The organism is Bacillus sp. SCT118 (genome assembly GCF_058566435.1).
Genome location: NZ_CP191225.1, coordinates 2,248,348 through 2,272,006, shown reverse-complemented (window position 1 = coordinate 2,272,006; position 23,659 = coordinate 2,248,348). Strand labels below are relative to the sequence as shown.

The 23,659-nt window shown below is 47.1% G+C and carries 2 protein-coding genes (1 of these 2 cut by a window edge); both read left to right on the top strand.

Annotated features, from left to right (window positions below; genetic code table 11):
- Positions 1 to 10,050, top strand: partial view of a polyketide synthase PksJ gene (gene pksJ / locus ACQVGT_RS11560; protein WP_046340234.1) — the 3' portion only. Its footprint begins 5,082 nt before the window's first position; the window shows 10,050 of its 15,132 coding nt (coding positions 5,083-15,132); the start codon falls outside the window, past its left edge; the stop codon is at positions 10,048 to 10,050.
- The gene (pksL, locus tag ACQVGT_RS11555; RefSeq protein ID WP_080341610.1) at positions 10,034 to 23,659 is read left to right on the top strand and encodes a polyketide synthase PksL; all 13,626 of its coding nucleotides are present in this window, start codon (positions 10,034 to 10,036) and stop codon (positions 23,657 to 23,659) included. Before pksJ ends, pksL begins: the two co-directional genes overlap by 17 nt.

The window sequence follows — 23,659 nt, the reverse complement described above, 5'->3', positions numbered from 1 at the left end:
GTGGCTGATCGTATCAAACATGAACTATCCTGTGAGTTTTCTGTCACAGACCTGTTTGAGTATTCAACGATTAAAAATATCAGCCAGTACATCACTGAACAACGAATGGGCGATGCAAGTGACCATGTGCCGACAGAACCGCCAGCTTATATAGAAGATCAGTCTACCGAGATGAGTGATCTCCCGGACTATTATGAGGATAGTGTGGCGATTATTGGCATATCGTGTGAATTTCCAGGGGCAAAAAATCATAATGAATTTTGGGAGAACCTCAGAGACGGCAAGGAGAGCATTACGTTTTTCAGTAAAAAAGAGCTTCAGCGCTTTGACATTTCAAAGGAGATAGCGGAGAATGCCGACTATGTCCCGGCTAAAGCTTCAATTGAGGGGAAAGACAGATTTGATCCAAGCTTCTTTCAAATCTCTCCTAAAGACGCTGAATTTATGGACCCTCAGCTTCGGATGCTGCTGACTCATTCATGGAAAGCAATAGAAGATGCCGGTTATGCTGCGAGGCAGATTCCGCAAACCAGTGTTTTTATGTCGGCAAGCAATAATTCTTATCGCGCGCTGCTGCCGTCAGATACAACAGAGAGCTTGGAGACGCCGGACGGCTATGTTTCGTGGGTGCTTGCACAGAGCGGGACGATTCCGACAATGATTTCTCATAAGCTCGGGCTGAGAGGGCCAAGCTATTTCGTCCATGCCAACTGCTCATCATCTCTGATTGGATTGCATTCTGCCTATAAAAGCCTGCTGTCGGGTGAATCTGATTATGCTTTAGTTGGCGGTGCAACGCTGCATACCGAGTCAAATATCGGATATGTGCATCAGCCGGGGCTGAACTTTTCGAGTGATGGACATATTAAAGCTTTTGACGCTTCAGCTGACGGAATGATAGGCGGTGAGGGCGTTGCTGTTGTATTGCTGAAAAAAGCAGCTGATGCAGTAAAGGACGGGGATCATATCTATGCCTTGCTGAGAGGCATTGGTGTAAATAACGACGGCGCTGACAAAGTCGGCTTTTATGCTCCAAGCGTTAAAGGCCAGGCTGACGTGGTCCAACAGGTCATGAATCAAACGAAGATACAGCCTGAATCCATCTGCTATGTAGAAGCACACGGAACCGGAACGAAGCTGGGGGACCCGATCGAGCTGGCGGCTTTAACAAACGTTTACAGGCAATATACAAATAAAACGCAATTTTGCGGCATTGGGTCGGTGAAAACCAATATCGGACATTTAGATACAGCCGCCGGTCTTGCGGGCTGCATTAAGGTCGTGATGAGTCTTTATCATCAAGAGCTTGCACCGAGTATCAATTATAAGGAGCCGAATCCAAATACAGACTTAGCCAGCTCTCCTTTTTACGTCGTCGATCAAAAGAAAACGTTAAGCCGTGAGATCAAAACGCACAGGGCTGCACTTAGCTCGTTCGGGCTTGGCGGGACAAATACCCATGCCATTTTTGAACAATTCAAAAGGGATTCAGATAAGGGAAAGATAGACGGAACCTGCATCGTCCCGATCTCGGCGAAAAATAAAGAGAGGCTGCAAGAGTATGCAGAAGACATTCTGGCCTATTTAGAAAGAAGAGGGCTTGAGAACAGCCAGCTGCCTGATTTTGCGTATACCCTTCAGGTGGGGCGCGAAGCGATGGAGCATCGCGTTGTCTTTATTGCCGATCATGTAAATGAGTTAAAACAGAGGCTCACAGATTTTATCAATGGAAATACAGCGATTGAAGGCTGTTTTCAAGGAAGTAAGCACAATGCCAGAGAGGTTTCATGGCTGACGGAGGATGAGGACAGCGCTGAACTCATACGTAAGTGGATGGCCAAAGGAAAAGTAAACAAGCTTGCAGAAATGTGGAGCAAGGGAGCGCATATAGATTGGATGCAGCTTTACAAGGGTGAGCGCCCAAACAGAATGAGTCTGCCGACTTATCCATTTGCAAAGGAACGATACTGGCCGGCGCAGGATGACCGCAAACTGGTGGCGCAGATATCCGGAAATCAGACAGGGATCGGCTCTATTCATCCATTGCTTCATCAGAATACATCTGATTTTTCTGAACAGAAATTCAGTTCAGTTTTCACTGGTGACGAATTTTTCCTGAGAGACCATGTGGTAAGAGGAAAGCCTGTGCTTCCTGGTGTTGCGTACCTTGAAATGGCGTACGCGGCTATAAACCAGGCGGCAGGAAGTGAAATTGGCCAAGATGTCAGAATCAGATTGAATCATACAGTCTGGGTTCAGCCTGTTGTGGTTGACAGACATTCAGCTCAAGTGGATATCAGTCTCTTTCCTGAGGAAGATGGAAAAATCACCTTTGACATTTACAGTACACAGGAAGACGGGGACGACCCTGTTATTCATAGTCAAGGCAGTGCGGAGCTGGCATCTGCCGCCGAAACGCCAGTCGCAGATCTCACTGAAATGTCACGCCGCTGCGGCAAAGGAAAGATGTCGCCTGATCAATTTTACGAAGAAGGCAGAAGCAGAGGAATGTTCCATGGTCCGGCCTTTCAAGGAATTAAGAATGTGAATATAGGAAACAGAGAGGTTTTGGCGCAGCTGCAGCTTCCAGAAATCGTTTCTGGAACGAATGAACAGTTTGTGCTGCACCCAAGTATCATGGACTCCGCCTTGCAGACAGCAACAATATGCATCATGCAGGAATTGATGGATCAAAAGCTGATTTTGCCATTTGCGCTTGAGGAGCTTGAGGTGATCAAAGGGTGTTCTTCTTCTATGTGGGCTTATGCTCGCTTAAGTGACAGCGATCACTCCGGAGGGGTTGTTCAGAAAGCGGATATTGATGTCATTGACGAGAGTGGAAGCGTATGTGTCAGGATCAAAGGATTCTCAACGAGAGTATTAGAAGGGGAGGTTCATACTTCAAAGCCTTCATCACGGCACGAACGCTTAATGCTTGAACCGGTGTGGGAAAAACAGAATGAAGAACGAGAGGACGAAGATTCTTCGTACACGGAGCATATCATTGTTCTCTTCGAAACTGAACGAAGTGTTACAGACAGCATTGCCTCCCACATGAAAGATGCCCGTGTGATTACTCTGAACGAAGCTGTAGGACATATTGCTGAACGTTATCAATGTTACACGCAGAACATTTTTGAACTCCTGCAAAGCAAGGTCCGTGAGCTTTCTGCAGGCCGTATCATCATTCAAGCGATTGTTCCGCTGGAAAAAGAGAAGCAATTGTTTGCCGGCGTTTCCGGTCTGCTTAAAACAGCAGAAATAGAGTTCAGCAAACTGACTGCTCAGGTCATCGAAATTGAGAAACCTGAAGAGATGATAGACCTTCACCTCAAGCTGAAAGACGACAGCCGGAGACCATTTGACAAACAGATTCGATATGAGGCTGGACACCGTTTTGTGAAAGGCTGGAGGGAAATGGTGCTTCCTTCAGCTGATACGCTTCACATGCCGTGGAGAGACGAGGGTGTTTATCTAATCACAGGCGGAGCAGGAAGCTTAGGCCTTCTGTTTGCAAAGGAAATTGCCGATCGAACTGGTCGATCTACTATTGTGCTGACAGGACGATCTGTTTTAAGTGAGGATAAGGAAAACGAGCTGGAGGCTCTTCGAAGCATCGGAGCGGAGGTTGTCTATCGAGAGGCTGATGTAAGTGATCAGCATGCGGTTCGTCATCTTTTTGAGGAAATCAAAGAAAGATATGGCACTCTCAATGGAATTATTCACGGTGCAGGCAGCATTAAAGATCACTTCATCATTCATAAAACGAATGAAGAGTTTCAAGAAGTGTTGCAGCCAAAAGTGAGCGGGTTGTTACATGTAGACGAATGCAGCAAGGATTTCCCATTGGACTTTTTCATTTTCTTCTCATCTGTTTCGGGATGTTTAGGAAACGCTGGACAAGCCGATTATGCGGCAGCCAATTCGTTTATGGATGCATTTGCTGAATACCGCCGTTCTCTTGCGGCATCAAAAAAAAGATTCGGCTCCACCATTTCCTTCAATTGGCCGTTATGGGAAGAAGGCGGTATGCAAGTCGGCGCTGAAGATGAAAAGAGAATGCTGAAAACGACGGGAATGGTCCCGATGCCGACAGATAGTGGCTTGAAAGCATTTTATCAAGGGATAGCATCTGATAAGCCGCAAGTTTTTGTGATGGAAGGACAGCTTCAGAAAATGAAACAAAAACTGCTTTCCGCAGGATCGAAAGCCAAGCGGAACGATCAGAGAAAGGCGGATCAGGATCAAGGACAAACTAGAAAATTGGAAGCAGCCTTAATCCAAATGGTTGGCGCAATTTTGAAAGTAAACACTGACGATATCGATGTCAACACAGAGCTGAGTGAGTACGGATTCGACTCAGTTACATTCACTGTCTTTACAAACAAGATCAACGAAGAATTTCAGTTGGAGCTAACGCCGACCATTTTCTTTGAATATGGCAGCGTCCAAAGCCTGGCTGAATATGTAGTTGCTGCGTATCAGGGCGAATGGAATCAAGATGCTACTGCTAAAGGCATAGATGAAAGAACAAACTTAGTGCACAGTTTAAGCAGCCTGGAGGCATCATTAAGCAACATGGTCAGTGCAATTTTAAAAGTAAATAGTGAAGATATTGATGTCAATACAGAGCTGAGTGAATACGGATTTGATTCCGTTACATTTACGGTCTTTACAAACAAGATCAACGAAGAATTTCAGTTGGAGCTAACGCCGACCATTTTCTTTGAATATGGAAGCATCCAAAGCCTGGCTGAATATTTGACCGCTGAACATGAGGACACCCTGGTTCAGGAGCGTGAAAAACCAGAGCGGCAGGAAGAGTTACAGACAATATCTCATGAAGCGCCGAAAATCACATCACGTAGAAAGCGCCGCTTTACACAGCCTGTTATTGCAAAAGCAGAAAGAAACAAAAAGCAGGCTGCCGATTTTGAGCCGGTTGCAATTGTCGGCATCAGCGGCCGATTCCCTGGCGCTATGGATATAGATGAATTTTGGAAAAACCTAGAAGGAGGAAAAGACAGCATCACAGAAGTTCCAAAAGATCGATGGGATTGGCGGGAGCATTATGGAAACCCAGACACTGACGTCAATAAAACCGACATCAAATGGGGCGGGTTTATTGATGGTGTCGCAGAGTTTGATCCGTTGTTTTTTGGTATTTCGCCGCGAGAAGCTGATTATGTAGACCCTCAGCAGCGCTTGTTAATGACATACGTGTGGAAGGCACTGGAAGATGCGGGTTGCTCGCCGCAACGCCTTTCGGGTACAGGGACCGGTATCTTTATCGGTACGGGAAACACCGGTTATAAAGATCTATTCCATAGAGCGAATCTTCCAATTGAAGGCCATGCTGCTACAGGTCATATGATTCCTTCGGTAGGCCCGAATAGAATGAGTTATTTTTTAAATATTCATGGTCCGAGCGAACCAGTAGAGACGGCTTGTTCCAGTTCTCTTGTAGCCATTCACCGTGCTGTGACTGCGATGCAAAACGGTGATTGTGAGATGGCGATCGCTGGAGGCGTGAATACGATCTTAACCGAGGAGGCGCATATTAGCTACAGCAAGGCGGGTATGCTCAGCAAAGACGGCAGGTGTAAAACCTTCTCCGCCGATGCGGATGGCTATGTCAGAGGCGAAGGGGTCGGAATGGTCATGTTGAAAAAGCTGGAAGATGCCGAGCGTGACGGAAATCATATTTACGGCGTTATTCGGGGGACAGCGGAAAATCACGGCGGAAGAGCCAATACCCTGACATCGCCTAATCCGAAAGCACAAGCTGATTTGTTGGTGCGTGCATATCGCCAAGCAGGCATAGATCCAAGCACTGTCACATATATCGAAGCACATGGAACAGGGACGGAATTGGGCGATCCGATTGAAATAAATGGGCTGAAAGCCGCGTTTAAGGAACTATCCAATATAAGAGGCGAGAGCCAGCCGGATGTTCCGGATCACCGTTGCGGCATCGGCTCAGTTAAAAGCAATATCGGTCATTTAGAGCTAGCAGCAGGTATTTCCGGTTTGATCAAAGTGCTTTTGCAAATGAAGCATAAAACATTAGTGAAAAGCCTGCATTGCGAGACGCTTAATCCTTATCTTCAGCTGACTGACAGTCCGTTTTACATCGTTCAGGAAAAACAGGAATGGAAGTCTGTCACAGATCGTGACGGAAACGAGCTTCCGCGCCGTGCCGGAATCAGTTCGTTTGGGATTGGCGGAGTAAACGCGCATATTGTGGTTGAAGAATATATGCCAAAAGCCAATTCAGAACACACGGCTACAGAACAGCCAAACGTGATTGTGCTGTCGGCTAAAAATAAAAGCAGGCTGATAGATCGTGCTTCGCAATTGCTTGAGGCGATTCGCAATAAAAAATATACAGATCAGGAGTTGCACCGCATCGCTTACACCCTGCAGGTCGGGCGCGAAGAAATGGATGAGCGTCTGGCGTGTGTTGCGGGGACGATGCAGGAACTTGAAGAGAAACTGCAGGCGTTTGTTGACGGTAAGGAAGAAACAGACGAATTTTTCCGGGGACAGTCTCATCGAAATAAAGAGACCCAGACTATTTTTACAGCAGATGAAGATATGGCGTTGGCACTTGATGCTTGGATCAGAAAAAGAAAATACGCCAAACTTGCTGATTTATGGGTCAAAGGGGTCTCAATCCAGTGGAACACATTATACGGAGAGACCAAACCGCGCCTGATCAGCCTCCCTTCATATCCGTTTGCGAAGGATCACTATTGGGTGCCGGCAAAGGAACATTCAGAAAGAGACAAAAAAGAACTGGTTAATGCGATTGAAGATCGCGCCGCATGCTTTTTGACGAAACAATGGAGTTTGAGTCCAATTGGCTCAGCAGTGCCGGGGACAAGAACTGTTGCCATCCTGAGCAATCAAGAGACAGCATATTTAGCAGCAGAAGTGTCTTCGTATTTTCCGAATCATCTCTTATTAGATGTGAGCCGGATAGAAAATGATCAGTCAGACATTGATTGGAAAGAGTTTGACGGCCTAGTGGATGTCATCGGATGCGGTAAGGATGATGAGGGCCGGCTGGATTGGATTGAATGGGTGCAAAGACTGGTTGAATTCGGGCATAAAGAGGGGCTCAGGCTGCTTTGTGTGACGAAGGGGCTCGAATCGTTTCAAAACACATCTGTCCGGATGGCTGGCGCCTCACGGGCTGGGTTGTATCGAATGCTCCAATGCGAGTACAGCCATCTTATATCAAGGCATATGGATGCTGAGGAGGTTACTGATCATCGCCGTCTCGCGAAGTTGATCGCTGATGAGTTTTATTCCGATTCTCATGATGCCGAGGTTTGCTACAGAGATGGTTTACGGTATCAAGCTTTTCTAAAAGCTCATCCGGAAACAGGTAAGGCCACGGAACAGAGCGCGGTCTTCCCGAAAGATCATGTGCTTCTCATTACAGGCGGCACACGCGGCATCGGACTATTATGCGCCCGTCATTTTGCAGAGTGCTATGGAGTGAAAAAACTGGTGCTGACCGGACGAGAACAGCTTCCTCCGCGAGAGGAATGGACTCGTTTTGACACCTCGAACACATCAGTTGTCCAGAAAATCCAGGCAGTGCGGGAGCTGGAAGCGAAGGGTGTACAGGTGGAGATGCTGTCGCTAACGTTATCTGATGATGCTCAGGTTGAGCAAACGCTGCAACATATCAAGCGAACATTAGGACCGATTGGCGGTGTCATTCATTGTGCAGGTCTGACGGATATGGATACGCTGGCATTTATCCGAAAAACTTCAGATGATATCCAGCGGGTGCTGGAACCTAAGGTGTCAGGTCTTACAACGTTATATCGCCATGTGTGTAACGAGCCTTTACAGTTTTTTGTCTTATTTTCTTCTGTTTCAGCCATTATTCCGGAGCTTTCGGCGGGACAAGCTGACTATGCGATGGCCAATAGCTATATGGATTATTTTGCAGAAGCACATCAGAAACATGCGCCTATCATCAGTGTTCAGTGGCCGAACTGGAAAGAAACCGGTATGGGTGAAGTGGCAAATCAAGCGTATCGGGAAAGCGGCTTGTTGAGCATTACGAATTCAGAAGGCTTACGTTTTCTAGATCAAATTGTATCGAAAATGTTCGGACCGGTTGTTCTCCCTGCAATGGCGAATCAAACAAACTGGGAGCCGGAACTGCTGATGAAGAGGAGGAAACCGCGTGAGGGCGGTTTGCAGGAAGCTGCTTTACAGAGCCCGCCAGCCAGAGACATTGAAGAGGCCGATGAAGTTTCCAAATGTGATGGATTATTATCTGAAACACAGTCCTGGCTTGTTGATCTGTTTACCGAAGAGCTGAGAATAGATCGTGAAGACTTCGAGATTGACGGGGCGTTTCAGGATTATGGCGTGGATTCGATCATTTTGGCACAGGTGCTCCAGCGTATAAACCGCAAATTAGAGGCAGCGCTCGATCCATCGATTCTATATGAATACCCGACAATTCAAAGGTTCGCAGATTGGCTGATCGGTTCTTATTCCGAAAGGCTGTCCGCTTTATTCGGAGGCAGGATATCGGATGCATCAGCACCTTTGGAGAACAAAATAGAGGCGGAGGCATCTGTTCCTGCGGAGGATCGAGCTCTTACACCTCAGATTCAGGCGCCAGCGATTTTGTCACCGGACTCTCATGCAGAAGGTATTGCCGTTGTCGGACTCTCTTGCCGATTCCCTGGGGCAGAGACATTGGAGTCATATTGGTCGTTACTATCCGAGGGGTGTTCGTCAATCGGCCCGATTCCGGCAGAGCGTTGGGGCTGTAAAACGCCCTATTATGCCGGCGTGATTGATGGCGTCAGCTATTTTGATCCTGATTTCTTTTTGCTTCACGAAGAAGACGTAAGGGCGATGGACCCGCAAGCACTGCTCGTGTTGGAAGAGTGTCTGAAACTCTTGTATCACGCCGGTTATACGCCTGAGGAAATAAAGGGCAAGCCTGTCGGTGTTTATATTGGAGGCAGAAGCCAGCACAAACCTGATGAAGAGAGCCTTGATCATGCCAAGAATCCGATCGTGACAGTCGGCCAAAATTATTTAGCGGCTAATCTTTCACAATTTTTTGATGTCCGCGGCCCGAGTGTTGTAGTTGACACTGCATGCTCGTCAGCTTTGGTCGGCATGAATATGGCCATTCAGGCGCTGCGTGGCGGAGATATTCAATCCGCCATAGTCGGCGGTGTCAGCTTGCTGAGCTCAGATGCCTCTCACAGGCTGTTTGACCGGCGCGGCATTTTAAGCAAGCATTCATCCTTCCATGTGTTTGATGAGCGTGCTGACGGAGTTGTGTTAGGTGAAGGAGTCGGAATGGTCATGCTAAAAACCGTAAAACAGGCACTGGAAGACGGAGATACCATATATGCTGTCGTAAAAGCGGCCTCGGTCAATAACGACGGAAGAACAGCGGGGCCTGCAACACCTAACCTTGAGGCGCAAAAGGAAGTCATGAAAGATGCGCTTTTCAAAAGCGGAAAAAAACCAGAGGACATCAGCTACCTTGAGGCAAACGGGTCAGGTTCAATCGTAACCGATCTCCTTGAGCTAAAAGCGATCCAATCAGTGTACCGTTCTGGGCACTCATCGCCTCTTTCTCTTGGCTCAATCAAGCCGAACATCGGGCATCCGCTATGTGCTGAAGGGATCGCCAGCTTCATTAAGGTTGTGCTGATGCTGAAAGAGCGCCGCTTTGTCCCATTTTTATCAGGTGAAAAAGAGATGGCGCATTTCGATCAACAGAAAGCGAACATCACGTTCAGCCGAGCCCTGGAAAAATGGACAGATTCGCAGCCTACTGCGGCTATTAACTGCTTTGCCGATGGGGGGACGAATGCCCATGTCATCGTAGAGGCGTGGGAAAAAGATGAAAAACACGCCATCAAGCGCAGTCCAATATCGCCTCCTCAATTAAAGAAACGAATGCTTTCGCCAAGCGAGCCTAAGCTGGAAGCGGAGACTTCGAAAATGACTGCGGCAAACATATGGGATACTTATGAGGTGGAGGTCTAACGTGAAAAAGATAACGAAACAACTCACATTATCGTTAAAAAATCCGTTTATTTATCACCATGTGGTTTACGGACAAAATGTCCTGCCGGGATTGGCTTATATCGATATAATCTACCAGATATTCAGAGAACACGGCTTCTCCTGCTCAGAGCTTCAGCTGCGGAATTTATCCATCTATCAGCCATTGACGGCGGAACAGGATGCAGTAATTGTTCTGAATATCCAATGTGCGGAGAAAAAAGAAGGACAGTGGCAAATCACAGCCAAGGGAATTGAAAAACGTGATGAGAAAGAAGCTTCAGAAGAAAAGCTCTATATGAAGGCTGATATGTACGCAGACTCCCCAGCCATATTTGAAGAAACACTGGATCTCAGTCAAATCAAAGCATCTGCACAGAACGTTGTTCAGCTTGATGATGTATATGAACAATGCAGACGTCAGGAATTGGTGCACAGCGAATATATGAAAGCAAAAGGCTGCATCTATGAAGAGGAAGACGGCGTCCTTCTTGAGCTTTCTCTCGGTTCGGAAGCCATGCTTCACGCAGAAGGCTTTATGTTTCACCCGACTCTCATAGACGGGAGCGGGGTGGGTGCCAATCATTTGCTCACATCTTTGCTTAAAGGAGAACAGAGGCTGTATTTGCCTCTGTTCTATGAATCCTTTTCCGCTTCTGCACTTTTGCAGTCGGATTGCATGACGAGAATTAAGCGCTCCTCCGTCCGGCGGGAAAAAGAGCTGATTTATGTAACACTTGAATTTTTTAATGCGTTGGGAGAAAAAGTGGCTGAGTTGAAAAACTTTACAAGCAAATTGGTGCGAGAAGCGGAGCTGATTAGCGGAAAACATCAAGGTGCACAGGAGACACAGATGACAAGAGCGGACACTGCTGAGCGTGAGAAACCTGCTGACATGGTATCTTCTCCCGTTAATTCCTACAGCGGGGCTGAACAGTTCGTAAGCCAATTAATCGCAGAGAAAATCAATAAGCCGGTAGAACAAGTTGAAAAACAGGTCGGTTATTACCAAATGGGACTGAATTCATCGGGCTTGCTTGAGGTGGTAGAAACGATCAGTGATAAGATCGGTGAGAGCCTTTCGCCGACTCTTCTGTTTGAGCATACCACCATAGCGGAGCTGTCAGCGTTTCTTGCCGAGGAATATGCTGAGCATTTTAGTGCCGCTGGTTCCCTTGGCCTTGGCCAGAATGAAAGAGAACGCGTTTCCGACACAATAAACGATCGTAAGACTGTTGAAGCTTCTCGTCCTGCACCTATTGAGGCAGCAGGCGATATTGCGATTATCGGCTTGGCGGGCAGGTATCCGAAGGCAGCCAATATTCATGAATTTTGGAACAATCTGAAAGAGGGGAAGGACTGCGTTAGCGAGATTCCTGAGTCGCGCTGGGATTGGCAGCGACTTGAAGGAATCACATCTCCTTCGGGTAAGGACATTTCCAAATGGGGAGGATTTATTGATGATCCCGACTGCTTCGATCCCCAATTTTTCAGAATCACGCCAAGAGAAGCGGAGACAATGGACCCACAAGAGCGGCTGTTTTTAGAAACATGCTGGGAAACGATTGAGGATGCGGGCTATACGCCAAAGACGTTGACCAAGCCTAAAGGACGAAATAAAAGGCAGCATGTAGGAGTTTTTGCCGGCGTCATGCACAAGGATTATACATTAGTCGGAGCTGAAGAAGCATCAGCAGAAAATGTGTTTCCTCTCTCGCTTAACTATGCGCAAATCGCCAACCGTGTTTCTTACTTTTGTAATTTCCACGGTCCGAGTATGGCTGTCGATACGGTATGTTCATCCTCTTTGACCGCAGTGCACTTGGCGTTGGAAAGCATACGTCACGGTGAGTGCGATGTTGCGTTAGCAGGCGGCGTGAACCTGTCTTTGCACCCGAATAAATATATGACATACGGGGTCTGGGATATGTTTTCCACTGACGGACACTGCCGTACGTTTGGAAAGGATGGAGACGGTTATGTGCCTGCCGAGGGTATAGGCGCGGTTTTATTAAAGCCTTTGCGCCAGGCAGAGGAAGACGGAGATCGCATTTATGCAGTTATTAAAGGAAGTGCTGTGAATCATGTGGGCACTGTAAGCGGCATTTCAGTGCCGAGCCCTGTTTCTCAAGCTGATCTGATTGAGACATGCTTGGAGAAAACGGGAATCGACCCGCGGACGATCAGTTATGTGGAAGCCCATGGAACCGGCACGTCCTTAGGAGATCCGATCGAAATACAGGGATTAGTGAAAGCGTTCCGCCAATATACACAGGATCGGCAGTTCTGTTCAATCGGTTCTGTAAAGTCAAACATTGGGCACGCCGAATCCGCCGCGGGGATCAGCGGTTTAAGCAAGGTTGCCCTTCAGCTTCACCATCAAAAACTTGTGCCTTCTTTGCATTCGGAAGAACTGAATCCGTACGTTGATTTTGAAAAGTCTCCATTTTATGTACAGCACGAAACAGAAACGTGGAAGCAGCCTGTTATCAAGGAGAATGGGGAAGAGGTCCCTTATCCGCGGCGGGCGGGTATCAGTTCCTTCGGAGCAACTGGTTCAAACGCACATATTATCCTTGAGGAATATATTCCTCAAGCAGCGGAGCAGGACGTTTCTTTGTCCTCAGATTCTGACATATCCGCAGTTATTCCGCTTTCTGCCCGTAATCAAGAACGTCTCCGTGTATATGCAAAACGTCTCTTGGATTTTCTTCATAATGGGATTCAGATTAGAGATTTGGCGTATACATTGCAGGTAGGCCGTGAACCGATGGAAGAACGGGTTTCTTTCTTAGCATCCGGAATTCAAGAATTGAGTGACCAGTTGAAGGCTTTTATAGAAGGACGAAAAGCCATTCAGCATTGCTGGAAGGGCCGCGTGTCAAGAGGAAGCGAACCATCGCGTCCCGCCGAATCGGTACATAAATTGCTGGAGCAAAGAAAACTCGATCAAATTGCGGAGCAGTGGGCGAACGGATCTGGTGTTGACTGGAAGCTGCTTTACGAGGGAAACAAACCAAAGCGGATCAGCCTGCCGACTTACCCATTTGAGAGGGTGCGTTATTGGGTGCCGAAAGCGGAGAAAAAGACTGATCGTTCAAAACAGGAGCGGCACATCCTGCATCCTCTTCTGCATCAAAATGTGTCCGACATATCAGGTGTCCGCTTCCGTTCAGTGTTTACAGGACGTGAATTTTTCTTGAAGGATCATGTCATAAAGGGCGAACACGTTTTACCTGGCGCAGCTTTATTGGAGATGGTTCGGGCAGCTGTGGAAAGGGCAGCTGCGGATCAGTTCCCGACAGGATTCCGACTCCGGAATATCGTCTGGGTCCGGCCGTTCGCCGTCACGGAACAGCAGAAAGATATAGATGTACGTCTATATCCTGAGGAGAATGGTGAGATTACATTTGAAATCTGCCGGGACCCTGAAAGCGCAGAGGAGTCGCCGATTATATATGGGCAAGGGAGTGCAGTGCTTTGTGAGGCTGGTGAAAATCCGGTTATCAACATTGAAGAAATGAAGGCAAGCTATAATGGCCGGACGCTGTCACCTTTTGATTGCTACGAGGCTTATACAGAAATGGGTATTCATTATGGTGACAGCCACAGAGCGATCGACAGCCTATATGCCGGCGAAAACGGAGTTCTAGTGAAATTGACGATGCCTCCTGTAATCTCTGATACAGAAGACCATTATATTCTGCATCCGAGCATGATAGATTCGGCATTTCAAGCATCTATCGGTTTGAGGCTGGGAGGAGCTACGAGTTTAGAAGACAGAAAGGCAATGCTGCCTTTTGCCATACAGGATGTCCAAATCTTCAAAGGCTGCGAGGCATCTATGTGGGCGCGGATCACATATAGCGAGGGCAGTACAGCTGGGGATCGTATGCAGAAGCTTGATATCGATTTATGCAATGAAGAGGGGCAGGTTTGCGTGCGATTGACGGGCTATTCTGCAAGAGTGTTAGAAACAGATCAAGAAGGTCCTTCTGAAGCGACTGACACGCTATTGTTCGAACATATTTGGGAAGAACGTGCTGCAGAGAGGCAAGAGCTCATAGAGTACGACACGCATAAAGTCGTTGTCTGTGATGTTGGAGAACAAATGGAAAGCCTCCAAAATCATCTTGACTGTACAGTTCTGCAGCATGATACAGAGACAATTGATGAACGGTTTGAAGGTTATGCCATACAGTTATTTGAAGAAATCAAACAGCTAATGCACTCAAAAACAGGGGGACATACATTCATTCAAGTGGCGGTGCCTGCGTTGGACGAGCCTCAGCTATTAAGCGGCTTAACTGGATTGCTCAAAACGGCTGAACTGGAAAATCCAAAACTGACAGGACAGTTGATCGAAATAGAAACCGGGATGTCAGCTGGTGACCTATTTGAAATATTGGAGGAAAACAGACGCTATCCGCGTGACACACATATCCGCCACTGGCAAGGGAAGCGATTTGTAAGCAAGTGGAAAGAAGTGTCTGATGAGCACCTAAGTGCTGACATGCCATGGAAGGATAAAGGCGTGTATCTGATCACAGGCGGTGCAGGCGGTCTTGGATTCATCTTTGCAACTGAAATTGCAAACCAAACGAATGACGCGGTTGTGATTCTGACAGGACGCTCTCCGCTTGATGAAAGGAAGAAGAAGAAGCTTCAAGCCTTACAGAAACTTGGCATCCAAGCGATTTACAGACAAGCTGATCTGGCTGACAAACAAACGGTTGATGCCTTATTAAAAGAAACCCAAAACGTTTACGGAGACTTAGATGGCATCATTCACAGCGCCGGTTTAATAAAAGATAATTTCATTATGAAGAAAAAGAAAGAAGAGGTTCAAACCGTTCTTGCTCCAAAGGTAGCAGGACTGATTCACCTTGACAAAGCAACGAAAGATATTCCGCTCGATTTCTTTATCCTTTTTTCCTCAGGTGCCGGAGCAGTAGGAAGCGCGGGACAGGCTGATTACGCAATGGCCAATGCATTTATGAATGCATTCAGCGAATATCGAAATGGCCAAGCAGAGCTGCACAAGCGTTACGGAAAAACTCTTTCAGTGTGCTGGCCGCTGTGGAAAGACGGGGGCATGCAAATAGATGCGGAAACTGCAAGGGTGCTGAAAAGAGAAACAGGCATGGTGGCCATGGAAACAGATCGTGGGATTCAGGCGCTATATCATGGCTGGACGTCAGGAAAGCCGCAAGTGTTAGTTGCTTCCGGTGTTACTGATCGGATTCGTGCATTTTTACATGAAACGGGACATGGCAAAGGCCAATCTCACAATATCAAAAAAAGCAGTCTCAATCAGGAGGCAGAAAAAGCAGACATGATCGGGGAAATTGATGAAGAGATACTAAGAGAAAAAGCGGAGAACTATTTTAAACAGGTGCTTTCTTCGGTGATTAAGCTGCCAGCCGGCCAGATTGATGCTGAAGCTCCTCTCGAGGATTACGGGATCGATTCTATCATGATCATGCATGTAACGGGTCAATTAGAAAAAGTATTCGGTTCTTTGTCCAAGACGTTGTTCTTTGAATATCAGGATATTCGCTCATTAACACGGTATTTTATTGATTCCCGCAGAGAAAAACTGCTGGACATCTTGGGAATTGAAACAGGAAAACCTTCTGTTGAAAGAAAATCAGAGCCTGAAAAACAAGAAATCCCAGTTACCCCAAGAAAGTCTGGATTTCTTCCTTTGCAAGATAAAGAGCAGAAGCAGTTAAGAGAGAAGGAAACGGAAGAAATCGCGATCATCGGTATCTCAGGTCGCTATCCGCAGGCAGACAACATTGATGAATTGTGGGAAAACCTGAGAGACGGTCGAGACTGTATTACTGAAATTCCTGCAGATCGCTGGGATCACAGTCTTTATTATGACGAAGATAAAGACAAGCCTGGAAAAACCTACAGCAAGTGGGGAGGCTTCTTGAAGGATGTAGACAAGTTTGATCCGCAGTTTTTCCATATATCGCCGCGCGAGGCAAAATTAATGGACCCGCAAGAGCGTTTATTTTTGCAGTGCGTGTATGAAACGATGGAAGACGCAGGCTATACAAGAGAGCACCTCGGCCGTAAGCGTGATGCTGAGCTTGGCGGAAGCGTCGGTGTTTACGTCGGTGTCATGTACGAAGAATATCAGCTGTACGGGGCACAAGAGCAGGTGCGGGGAAGGTCTCTGGCTTTAACGGGAAATCCATCATCCATCGCGAACCGGGTATCTTATTATTTTGATTTTCACGGACCGAGTATTGCATTAGACACCATGTGTTCTTCTTCTTTAACGGCTATCCACTTGGCCTGCCAAAGCCTGCAGCGCGGAGAGTGTGAGGCGGCATTCGCGGGCGGCGTGAATGTGTCAATCCATCCAAATAAATATTTGATGCTCGGGCAGAACAAATTTATGTCCAGCAAAGGCCGGTGTGAAAGCTTCGGACAGGGCGGAGACGGCTATGTGCCGGGGGAAGGCGTTGGAGCAGTGCTTCTGAAGCCATTGTCTAAAGCAGTTGAAGATGGTGATCACATTTATGGAATCATTAAAGGGACAGCCATCAACCACGGGGGAAAAACAAACGGGTACTCAGTTCCCAATCCGAATGCCCAAGCAGATGTCATCAAAAAGGCGTTTGTGGAAGCGAAGGTTGATCCGCGGACAGTCAGTTACATCGAAGCCCACGGCACGGGAACCTCTCTCGGTGATCCTATTGAAATCACAGGGCTGTCCAAAGTGTTTACGCAAGAAGCCGATGACAAACAATTTTGTGCAATAGGGTCAGCCAAATCAAATATCGGGCACTGTGAGAGTGCGGCAGGTATCGCAGGAGTAACGAAGGTATTGCTCCAAATGAAATACAGGCAGCTTGCGCCTTCCTTGCATTCAAACGTGCTGAACCCGAATATTGATTTCCTTAACTCGCCGTTTAAAGTACAGCAAGAGCTAGAAGAGTGGAAGAGGCCGATCATCAGTGTCAATGGCAAAGACATCGAATTACCGAGAATCGCAGGAGTCTCTTCATTTGGTGCCGGGGGTGTGAACGCCCATATTTTAATAGAAGAGTATGCTCCGGAACCTGTGGAGGAACGTTTACCAACGAGGAAACAGCCGGCTGTCATTGTGCTCTCAGCAAAAAATGAGGAAAGACTTCAGAAACGCGCGGAGCGATTGCTGCATGCCATTCGTGAACAAACATATGTTGAAGCAGATTTACACCGAATTGCCTATACGCTGCAAGTCGGACGGGAAGCGATGAACGAACGGCTGGCGTTCGTTGCGGAATCGATGCGGGAGCTTGAAGAAAAGCTCAATGAATGTATCTCTGGAACAGAAAATCGTGAATATGTCTATCGCGGACAAGTAAAGCGCAACAAGGAAGCCATTGCTGCTTTTGCTGCTGATGAGGATATGTCAAAAACAATTGAGGCATGGCTGCAAAAAGGAAAATATGCGAAGGTTTTAGACCTGTGGGTAAGAGGTTTGCGAATCGACTGGAGCACGCTATATCAGGATCAAAAACCGCGGCGCATCAGTTTACCTGCCTATCCTTTCGCAAGAGATCGCTATTGGATAGACGTACATGCAAAGGCTGAGGAAAAAAGAACGGAGGAGCCATTCGCTCCAGTACAGCCCGTCATTCCAAAGCCGTCTGTAGCCAGAGAAGCCAGCGGCAAGCCTGCCAATATTACGTTACAGCCTTTAATGACCAATCAGGATCGTTTGGAGCGGACAGCACCTCTGGTTCCATCAGATACAGAAACAGAGACGATCACGGCGGAAGCCTTGTGCGATGAACTGACAGCGGGCTTAGCGGAAGTGCTGTACATGGACCAAAACGAGATTGATCCAGACGAAGCATTCATAGATATCGGTATGGACTCGATTACCGGGCTCGAATGGATAAAAGCAATAAATAAACAGTATGGCACATCACTAAATGTCACAAAGGTATATGATTATCCGACAACACGTGATTTCGCTGTTTACTTAGCACATGAGTTAAGCACACAAGCTGGGGAGAAAAAACAAACGGAGACGTACACGCCGATAAGACAAAGAACAGCGGTACCTGCTGCTAAACCGGCTAATATATCTCTGCAGCCGTTAGAACATCATCAGCCAGTGCAAGAGGAGGCTGAAGAAACGATTCAATATGCAGCGGCAGAAATATCTGCATCAAGACAATATACTGTAGCAATTGAAACGCTGCATGAAAAATTGAGGGAAAGCATAGCAGACGTGTTATACATGGAGCCATACGAGGTGGATATTGACGAAGCGTTCATAGATATCGGAATGGACTCGATTACCGGACTCGAATGGATAAAAGCGGTGAACAAGCAATACGGAACGTCTTTTACGGTAACCAGAGTATATGATTATCCAACGATACGTGATTTTGCCGAAATGCTAAAGTCCGAGCTTGGAACTCATCATGATAGAAAGATAGAGCATACTGACTCTTTCGAAGCAGCCCCAGCAGCAGCATCTAATCCAAAGCCGGCAGAGCGACCGCTACAGTCTGTTCAACATCCTATAAAGAAAGAACATGAGGAGAAAACGGTTCCTGTTCATCAAGACCGCCCGGAGGATGCGATAGCGATTGTCGGGATGTCGGGAAGATACCCGGGCGCTCGTAATGTAAGAGAGTACTGGGATAACCTGGTTCATGGGAGAAATGCCATTCGGGACATTCCAACATCACGGTGGGATGTAGACAAATACTATGATCCTGTCCTCAACAAAAAAGGGAAAGTCTACTGCAAATCAATGGGGATGCTTGATGATATTGAACATTTTGATCCGTTGTTTTTTAATATTCCGCCGTCAGAAGCTGAACTGATGGACCCGCAGCATCGAATCTTTTTGCAGGAAGGCTATAAAGCCTTTGAGGACGCTGGGTACAACGCTCGAACTTTAAATGAGAAAAAATGCGGTGTATATCTCGGCATTATGAGCAGTGAATACGGGGTCATGCTGAATCGGCAGGCAAGCGCAAATGCCACGGGGAACAGCTTTGCGATCGCTGCGGCGCGTATTCCGTATTTTCTTAATTTAAAAGGGCCTGCGATTCCTATTGACACCGCTTGTTCATCTTCATTGGTCGGCACACATTTAGCGCGGCAGGCACTTATAAACAAAGAAATTGATATGGCGCTGGTCGGCGGGGTCAGCTTATACCTGACGCCGGAATCTTACATGAGTATGTGTGAAGCTGGCATGCTTTCACCTGATGGACAATGTAAAGCATTTGACAATAGCGCGAATGGTTTTGTGCCCGGCGAGGGTGCGGGTGCGCTGGTTCTGAAAAGGCTGAAAGATGCAGAAGCGGACCGTGACCATATTTATGGCATTATCATTGGCTCGGGTATTAATCAGGACGGGAAAACAAACGGAATCACGGCACCGAGTGCGAAAAGCCAAATGGATCTGGAAAGAGACATATATGAAACATACGGCATACATCCTGAGAGTATCAGTTATGTCGAGATGCACGGCACAGGAACAAAACAAGGCGATCCAATTGAATTAGAAGCTCTGTCCACCGTATTTCAAGAAAAAACAGACAAAAAGCAGTTTTGCGCAATCGGTTCCGTCAAAAGCAATATTGGCCATACATCCGCGGCGGCAGGAGTAGCCGGGGTTCAAAAAGTGTTATTGTGCATGAATCATAAAACACTTGTGCCGACATTGAACTTCACGACACCGAATGAGCATTTTGAATTTGAGCATTCTCCTTTATACGTAAATACGGAGCTTAAGCCTTGGGAAACGGCTGATGGAAAACCGCGGAGAGCATGTGTGAGCTCCTTCGGATATAGCGGAACGAATGCTCATATTGTGATAGAGGAATATCAGCCTGACAAGAGGAACGATCCATTAACAAAGCAGCACCGCTCAGCATTATTTGTACTTTCAGCGAAAAAAGAGAAGCAATTGAAGGCCTATGCGGAAGCAATGAAAGATTTCGTAACTTCCAATGAAGATATCGATCTGGAGGATATGGCATACACACTTCAGACGGGCCGAGAAGCAATGGATTATCGCATGGCGTTTTTGGCGGATTCGAGAGAAATGCTGATCAAAACTTTAGATGATTATTTGGCTGAAATGCCGAACAGCAGCATATTTGCTGCTCACGTGAAAACGAAAAAGAGCGAAATCAAGCTGTTTGAAACGGATCAAGATGCCAAAGCGTTGCTGCAAACATGGATAGAGAAAAAAAGGCTGGAGAAAGTAGCGGAACTATGGGTGAAAGGGCTGCAGATAGATTGGAACAAGCTTTATCGGGAATACACGCCTCGTCGAATCAGCCTGCCTGCTTATCCGTTCGCGGAAGAGTATTACTGGCTGCCAACTCAAGAAGGTGAACCCAAAACCATTGCTACAGCTCTGCCTCATTCCGAACTGATGCCAAAGCGCTGCTTTCTGCGTAAACAGTGGCAGCCTTGTCCGATTGAACCGGCAGAAATGACGAATCAAACCGTCGCCATTTTGGCAAATGAGGAGACAATGGCATTAGCGGAAGAGCTTTCAACGTATTTCTCGACATACCGTATATTTGACAGTCAAGAGCTGGAGCGTGTGTCTGCTGCGGACTATGAACACGTTGCTGGAGTAATCGATCTGATCGGGTGCGGAACGAGCCATGAGCATTCTATGGGCTGGATAAACTGGCTCCAAAAGCTGATCGAGCAAGGACGTACAAGCAAGCATCAATTGACGATCTTGGGTGTAACAAAGGGGCTGGAGGCCTACGCAAATGAGGGTGTCCTTTTGTCTGGTGCTTCACGGGCCGGTTTATACCGCATGCTTCAAAGTGAGTACAGCCATCTTACTTCAAGACATGCAGATATGGGGTGCGAAGCCTCTTTTGAGGAGCTGGCCAGACTGATTGCAGTTGAATATTATGCCAAGAGCACAGAATCAGAAGTCTGTTATCGAAACGGACAGCGATATCGCGCATATTTGGCAGAGCAGCCAGCAGAAGCCGCTCTTAGTCATAAGCAAGTATCGTTTTCAACAGACAAAGTCCTGCTTATTACAGGCGGGACAAGAGGTCTCGGCTTGCTGTGTGCGCGGCATTTTGTGAAAACATACGGCGTTAAGCGGCTGGTCCTTATCGGCCGTGAAGAGCTTCCGTCGCGTGACCAGTGGAATTTGGTAAAAATCGCCTCGCTTGCCGAGAAAATAAAAGCCGTTCAAGAGCTAGAAGACATGGGTGCGCAAGTTCAGGTGCTGTCTCTGGATCTCACAGACAGGGTTGCTGTCGAACAGAGCCTGAAGACAATACACGAAACAATGGGGGCGATTGGCGGAGTCATCCATTGTGCCGGGCTGGTGAACAAACAAAACCCGGCTTTTATCAGAAAATCACTAGAAGAGATCGGACAGGTGCTTGAACCGAAAGTCGAAGGTCTGCAAACGTTGTTTGACCTGCTTCAGGATGAACCATTGGCGTTTTTCACCTTGTTTTCATCAGTATCAGCGGCCATCCCTGCACTAGCAGCAGGACAAGCTGATTACGCGATGGCAAATGCTTTTATGGATTATTTTGCGGAGGCTCATCAAGATAAATGTCCCATTGTAAGCATTCAGTGGCCTAACTGGAAGGAGACCGGTTTAGGCGAGGTTCGAAGCAAAGCTTTAGAACAAACTGGATTGATCAGTTTGACAAACGACGAGGGATTACAGCTGCTTGACCAGATTCTATCAGACAGACAGTATGCTGTCGTGCTGCCGGCAGTACCAGATACAAACGTTTGGAAGCCGGATAAGCTGATGCAGCCGTCACTGCCTGTCGAAGCTCTCTCGCATCCTGAGACGAAAGAGCAAACCGGCACTCGCAACCTGTTCCCTGAAACAGTCGACTGGCTCGTAACTCTTTTTTCAGATGAACTGAAAATAGCTGCAGAAGACTTTGAAACGGATGAACCTTTCCAAGAATACGGAATCGACTCGATTATATTGGCCCAGCTGGTACAGCAGATGAACCAACAATTAAATGGAGATATTGATCCGTCAATTTTGTTTGAATACCCGACAATAGAATCCTTTGCACACTGGCTCATTTCGAAATATGACATATCAGCTGTTTTACAGCCATCTGTTCCTGAGAAACAGACACCTTTCAAGCCGCAATCAGCAATGAAACAGAAGCCGGTGCCAGAACAGCGGCCGCAACAGATAAGCCATGAAAAAACGGCACTTCTTGCTGAGGACATCGCTATCATCGGTCTTAGTTGCAGGTTCCCAGGAGCGGAAACCCTAGAGGAATACTGGGAACTAATACGTGATGGACGGTCTGCGATTGCGCCTGTTCCGCCTGAACGATTCGGGAACTCCAGCTCAAATTACGCGGGCCTCATTGATGAAATGAACCGGTTTGATCATGATTTCTTCATGATGTCCGAAAACGATGTCAGAGCGATGGACCCTCAAGCTTTGGCTGTATTAGAGGAAAGCTTGAAGCTGTGGTATCACGCCGGTTATACAGAGAAAGAAGTGAAAGGCATGAGGGCTGGCGTTTATATAGGTGGCCGCAGCCAGCACAAGCCTGATCCGGCCAGTCTTTCAAAAGCAAGAAATCCGATAGTCGCTGGCGGACAAAACTATTTAGCAGCTAACATCTCACAATTTTTTGACTTGAAGGGACCGAGTATTGTCCTGGATACCGCTTGTTCCTCTGCGCTGGTGGGACTGAATATGGCCATTCAGGCTCTGCGAAGCGGAGATATTGAGGCAGCGGTTGTAGGCGGCGTCAGTTTGCTTGATGCTGATGCGCATCGAATGTTTTATGAGCGCGGACTTTTATGTGACAAACCGTCATTCCATATTTTTGATAAGCGGGCAGACGGTGTCATTTTAGGAGAAGGCGTGGGCATGGTTCTCGTCAAAACCGTCAGCCAAGCGCTTGAAGACGGAGATTCCATATATGCAGTCATTAAGGCTGCTGCGATTAATAATGATGGAAGAACGGCTGGCCCATCATCTCCGAATCTCGAGGCACAAAAGGACGTCATGCTGTCAGCGCTTGAAAAAAGCGGCAAAAAGACTGAAGAGATCAGCTATCTCGAAGCGAACGGCTCGGGATCGGCAGTAACAGATTTACTTGAATTAAAGGCAATCCAGTCCATTTACCGTTCTGAATCAAAGGCTCCGTTAGGACTGGGATCGGTGAAACCTAACATTGGCCATCCATTATGTGCAGAGGGGATTGCGAGCCTGATTAAAGTAGCTTTAATGCTGAAGCATAGACAATTGGTTCCGTTCCTGTCAGGTAATGAAAATATGCCGTATTTTGATATAGAAAAAACCGATTTGTATTTCAGCAGATCGCAAGCCGAGTGGAAGGAGACAACGCCGGCTGCGGCAATTAATTGTTTTGCAGATGGCGGAACGAACGCCCATCTCATTATAGAAGCCTGGAATGAATCGGTTGCTCGTCCAATTAGAAGAAAACCTCTGCCTTTGCCGGAATTAAATAGGCAGCCCGTTTTAATCAAACCATCAGCTCAAAACGTGCAGGAAAAAGTGCATTCAGACTCAGGGGCTTCTAAAGATATGTTTTGGAAAACTTTCAAATAA

Coding starts and splice junctions, on each gene's coding strand:
- pksL (WP_080341610.1), top strand. CDS start 10,034: ATGAGGTGGAGGTCTAACGTGAAAAAGATAACGAAACAACTCACATTA.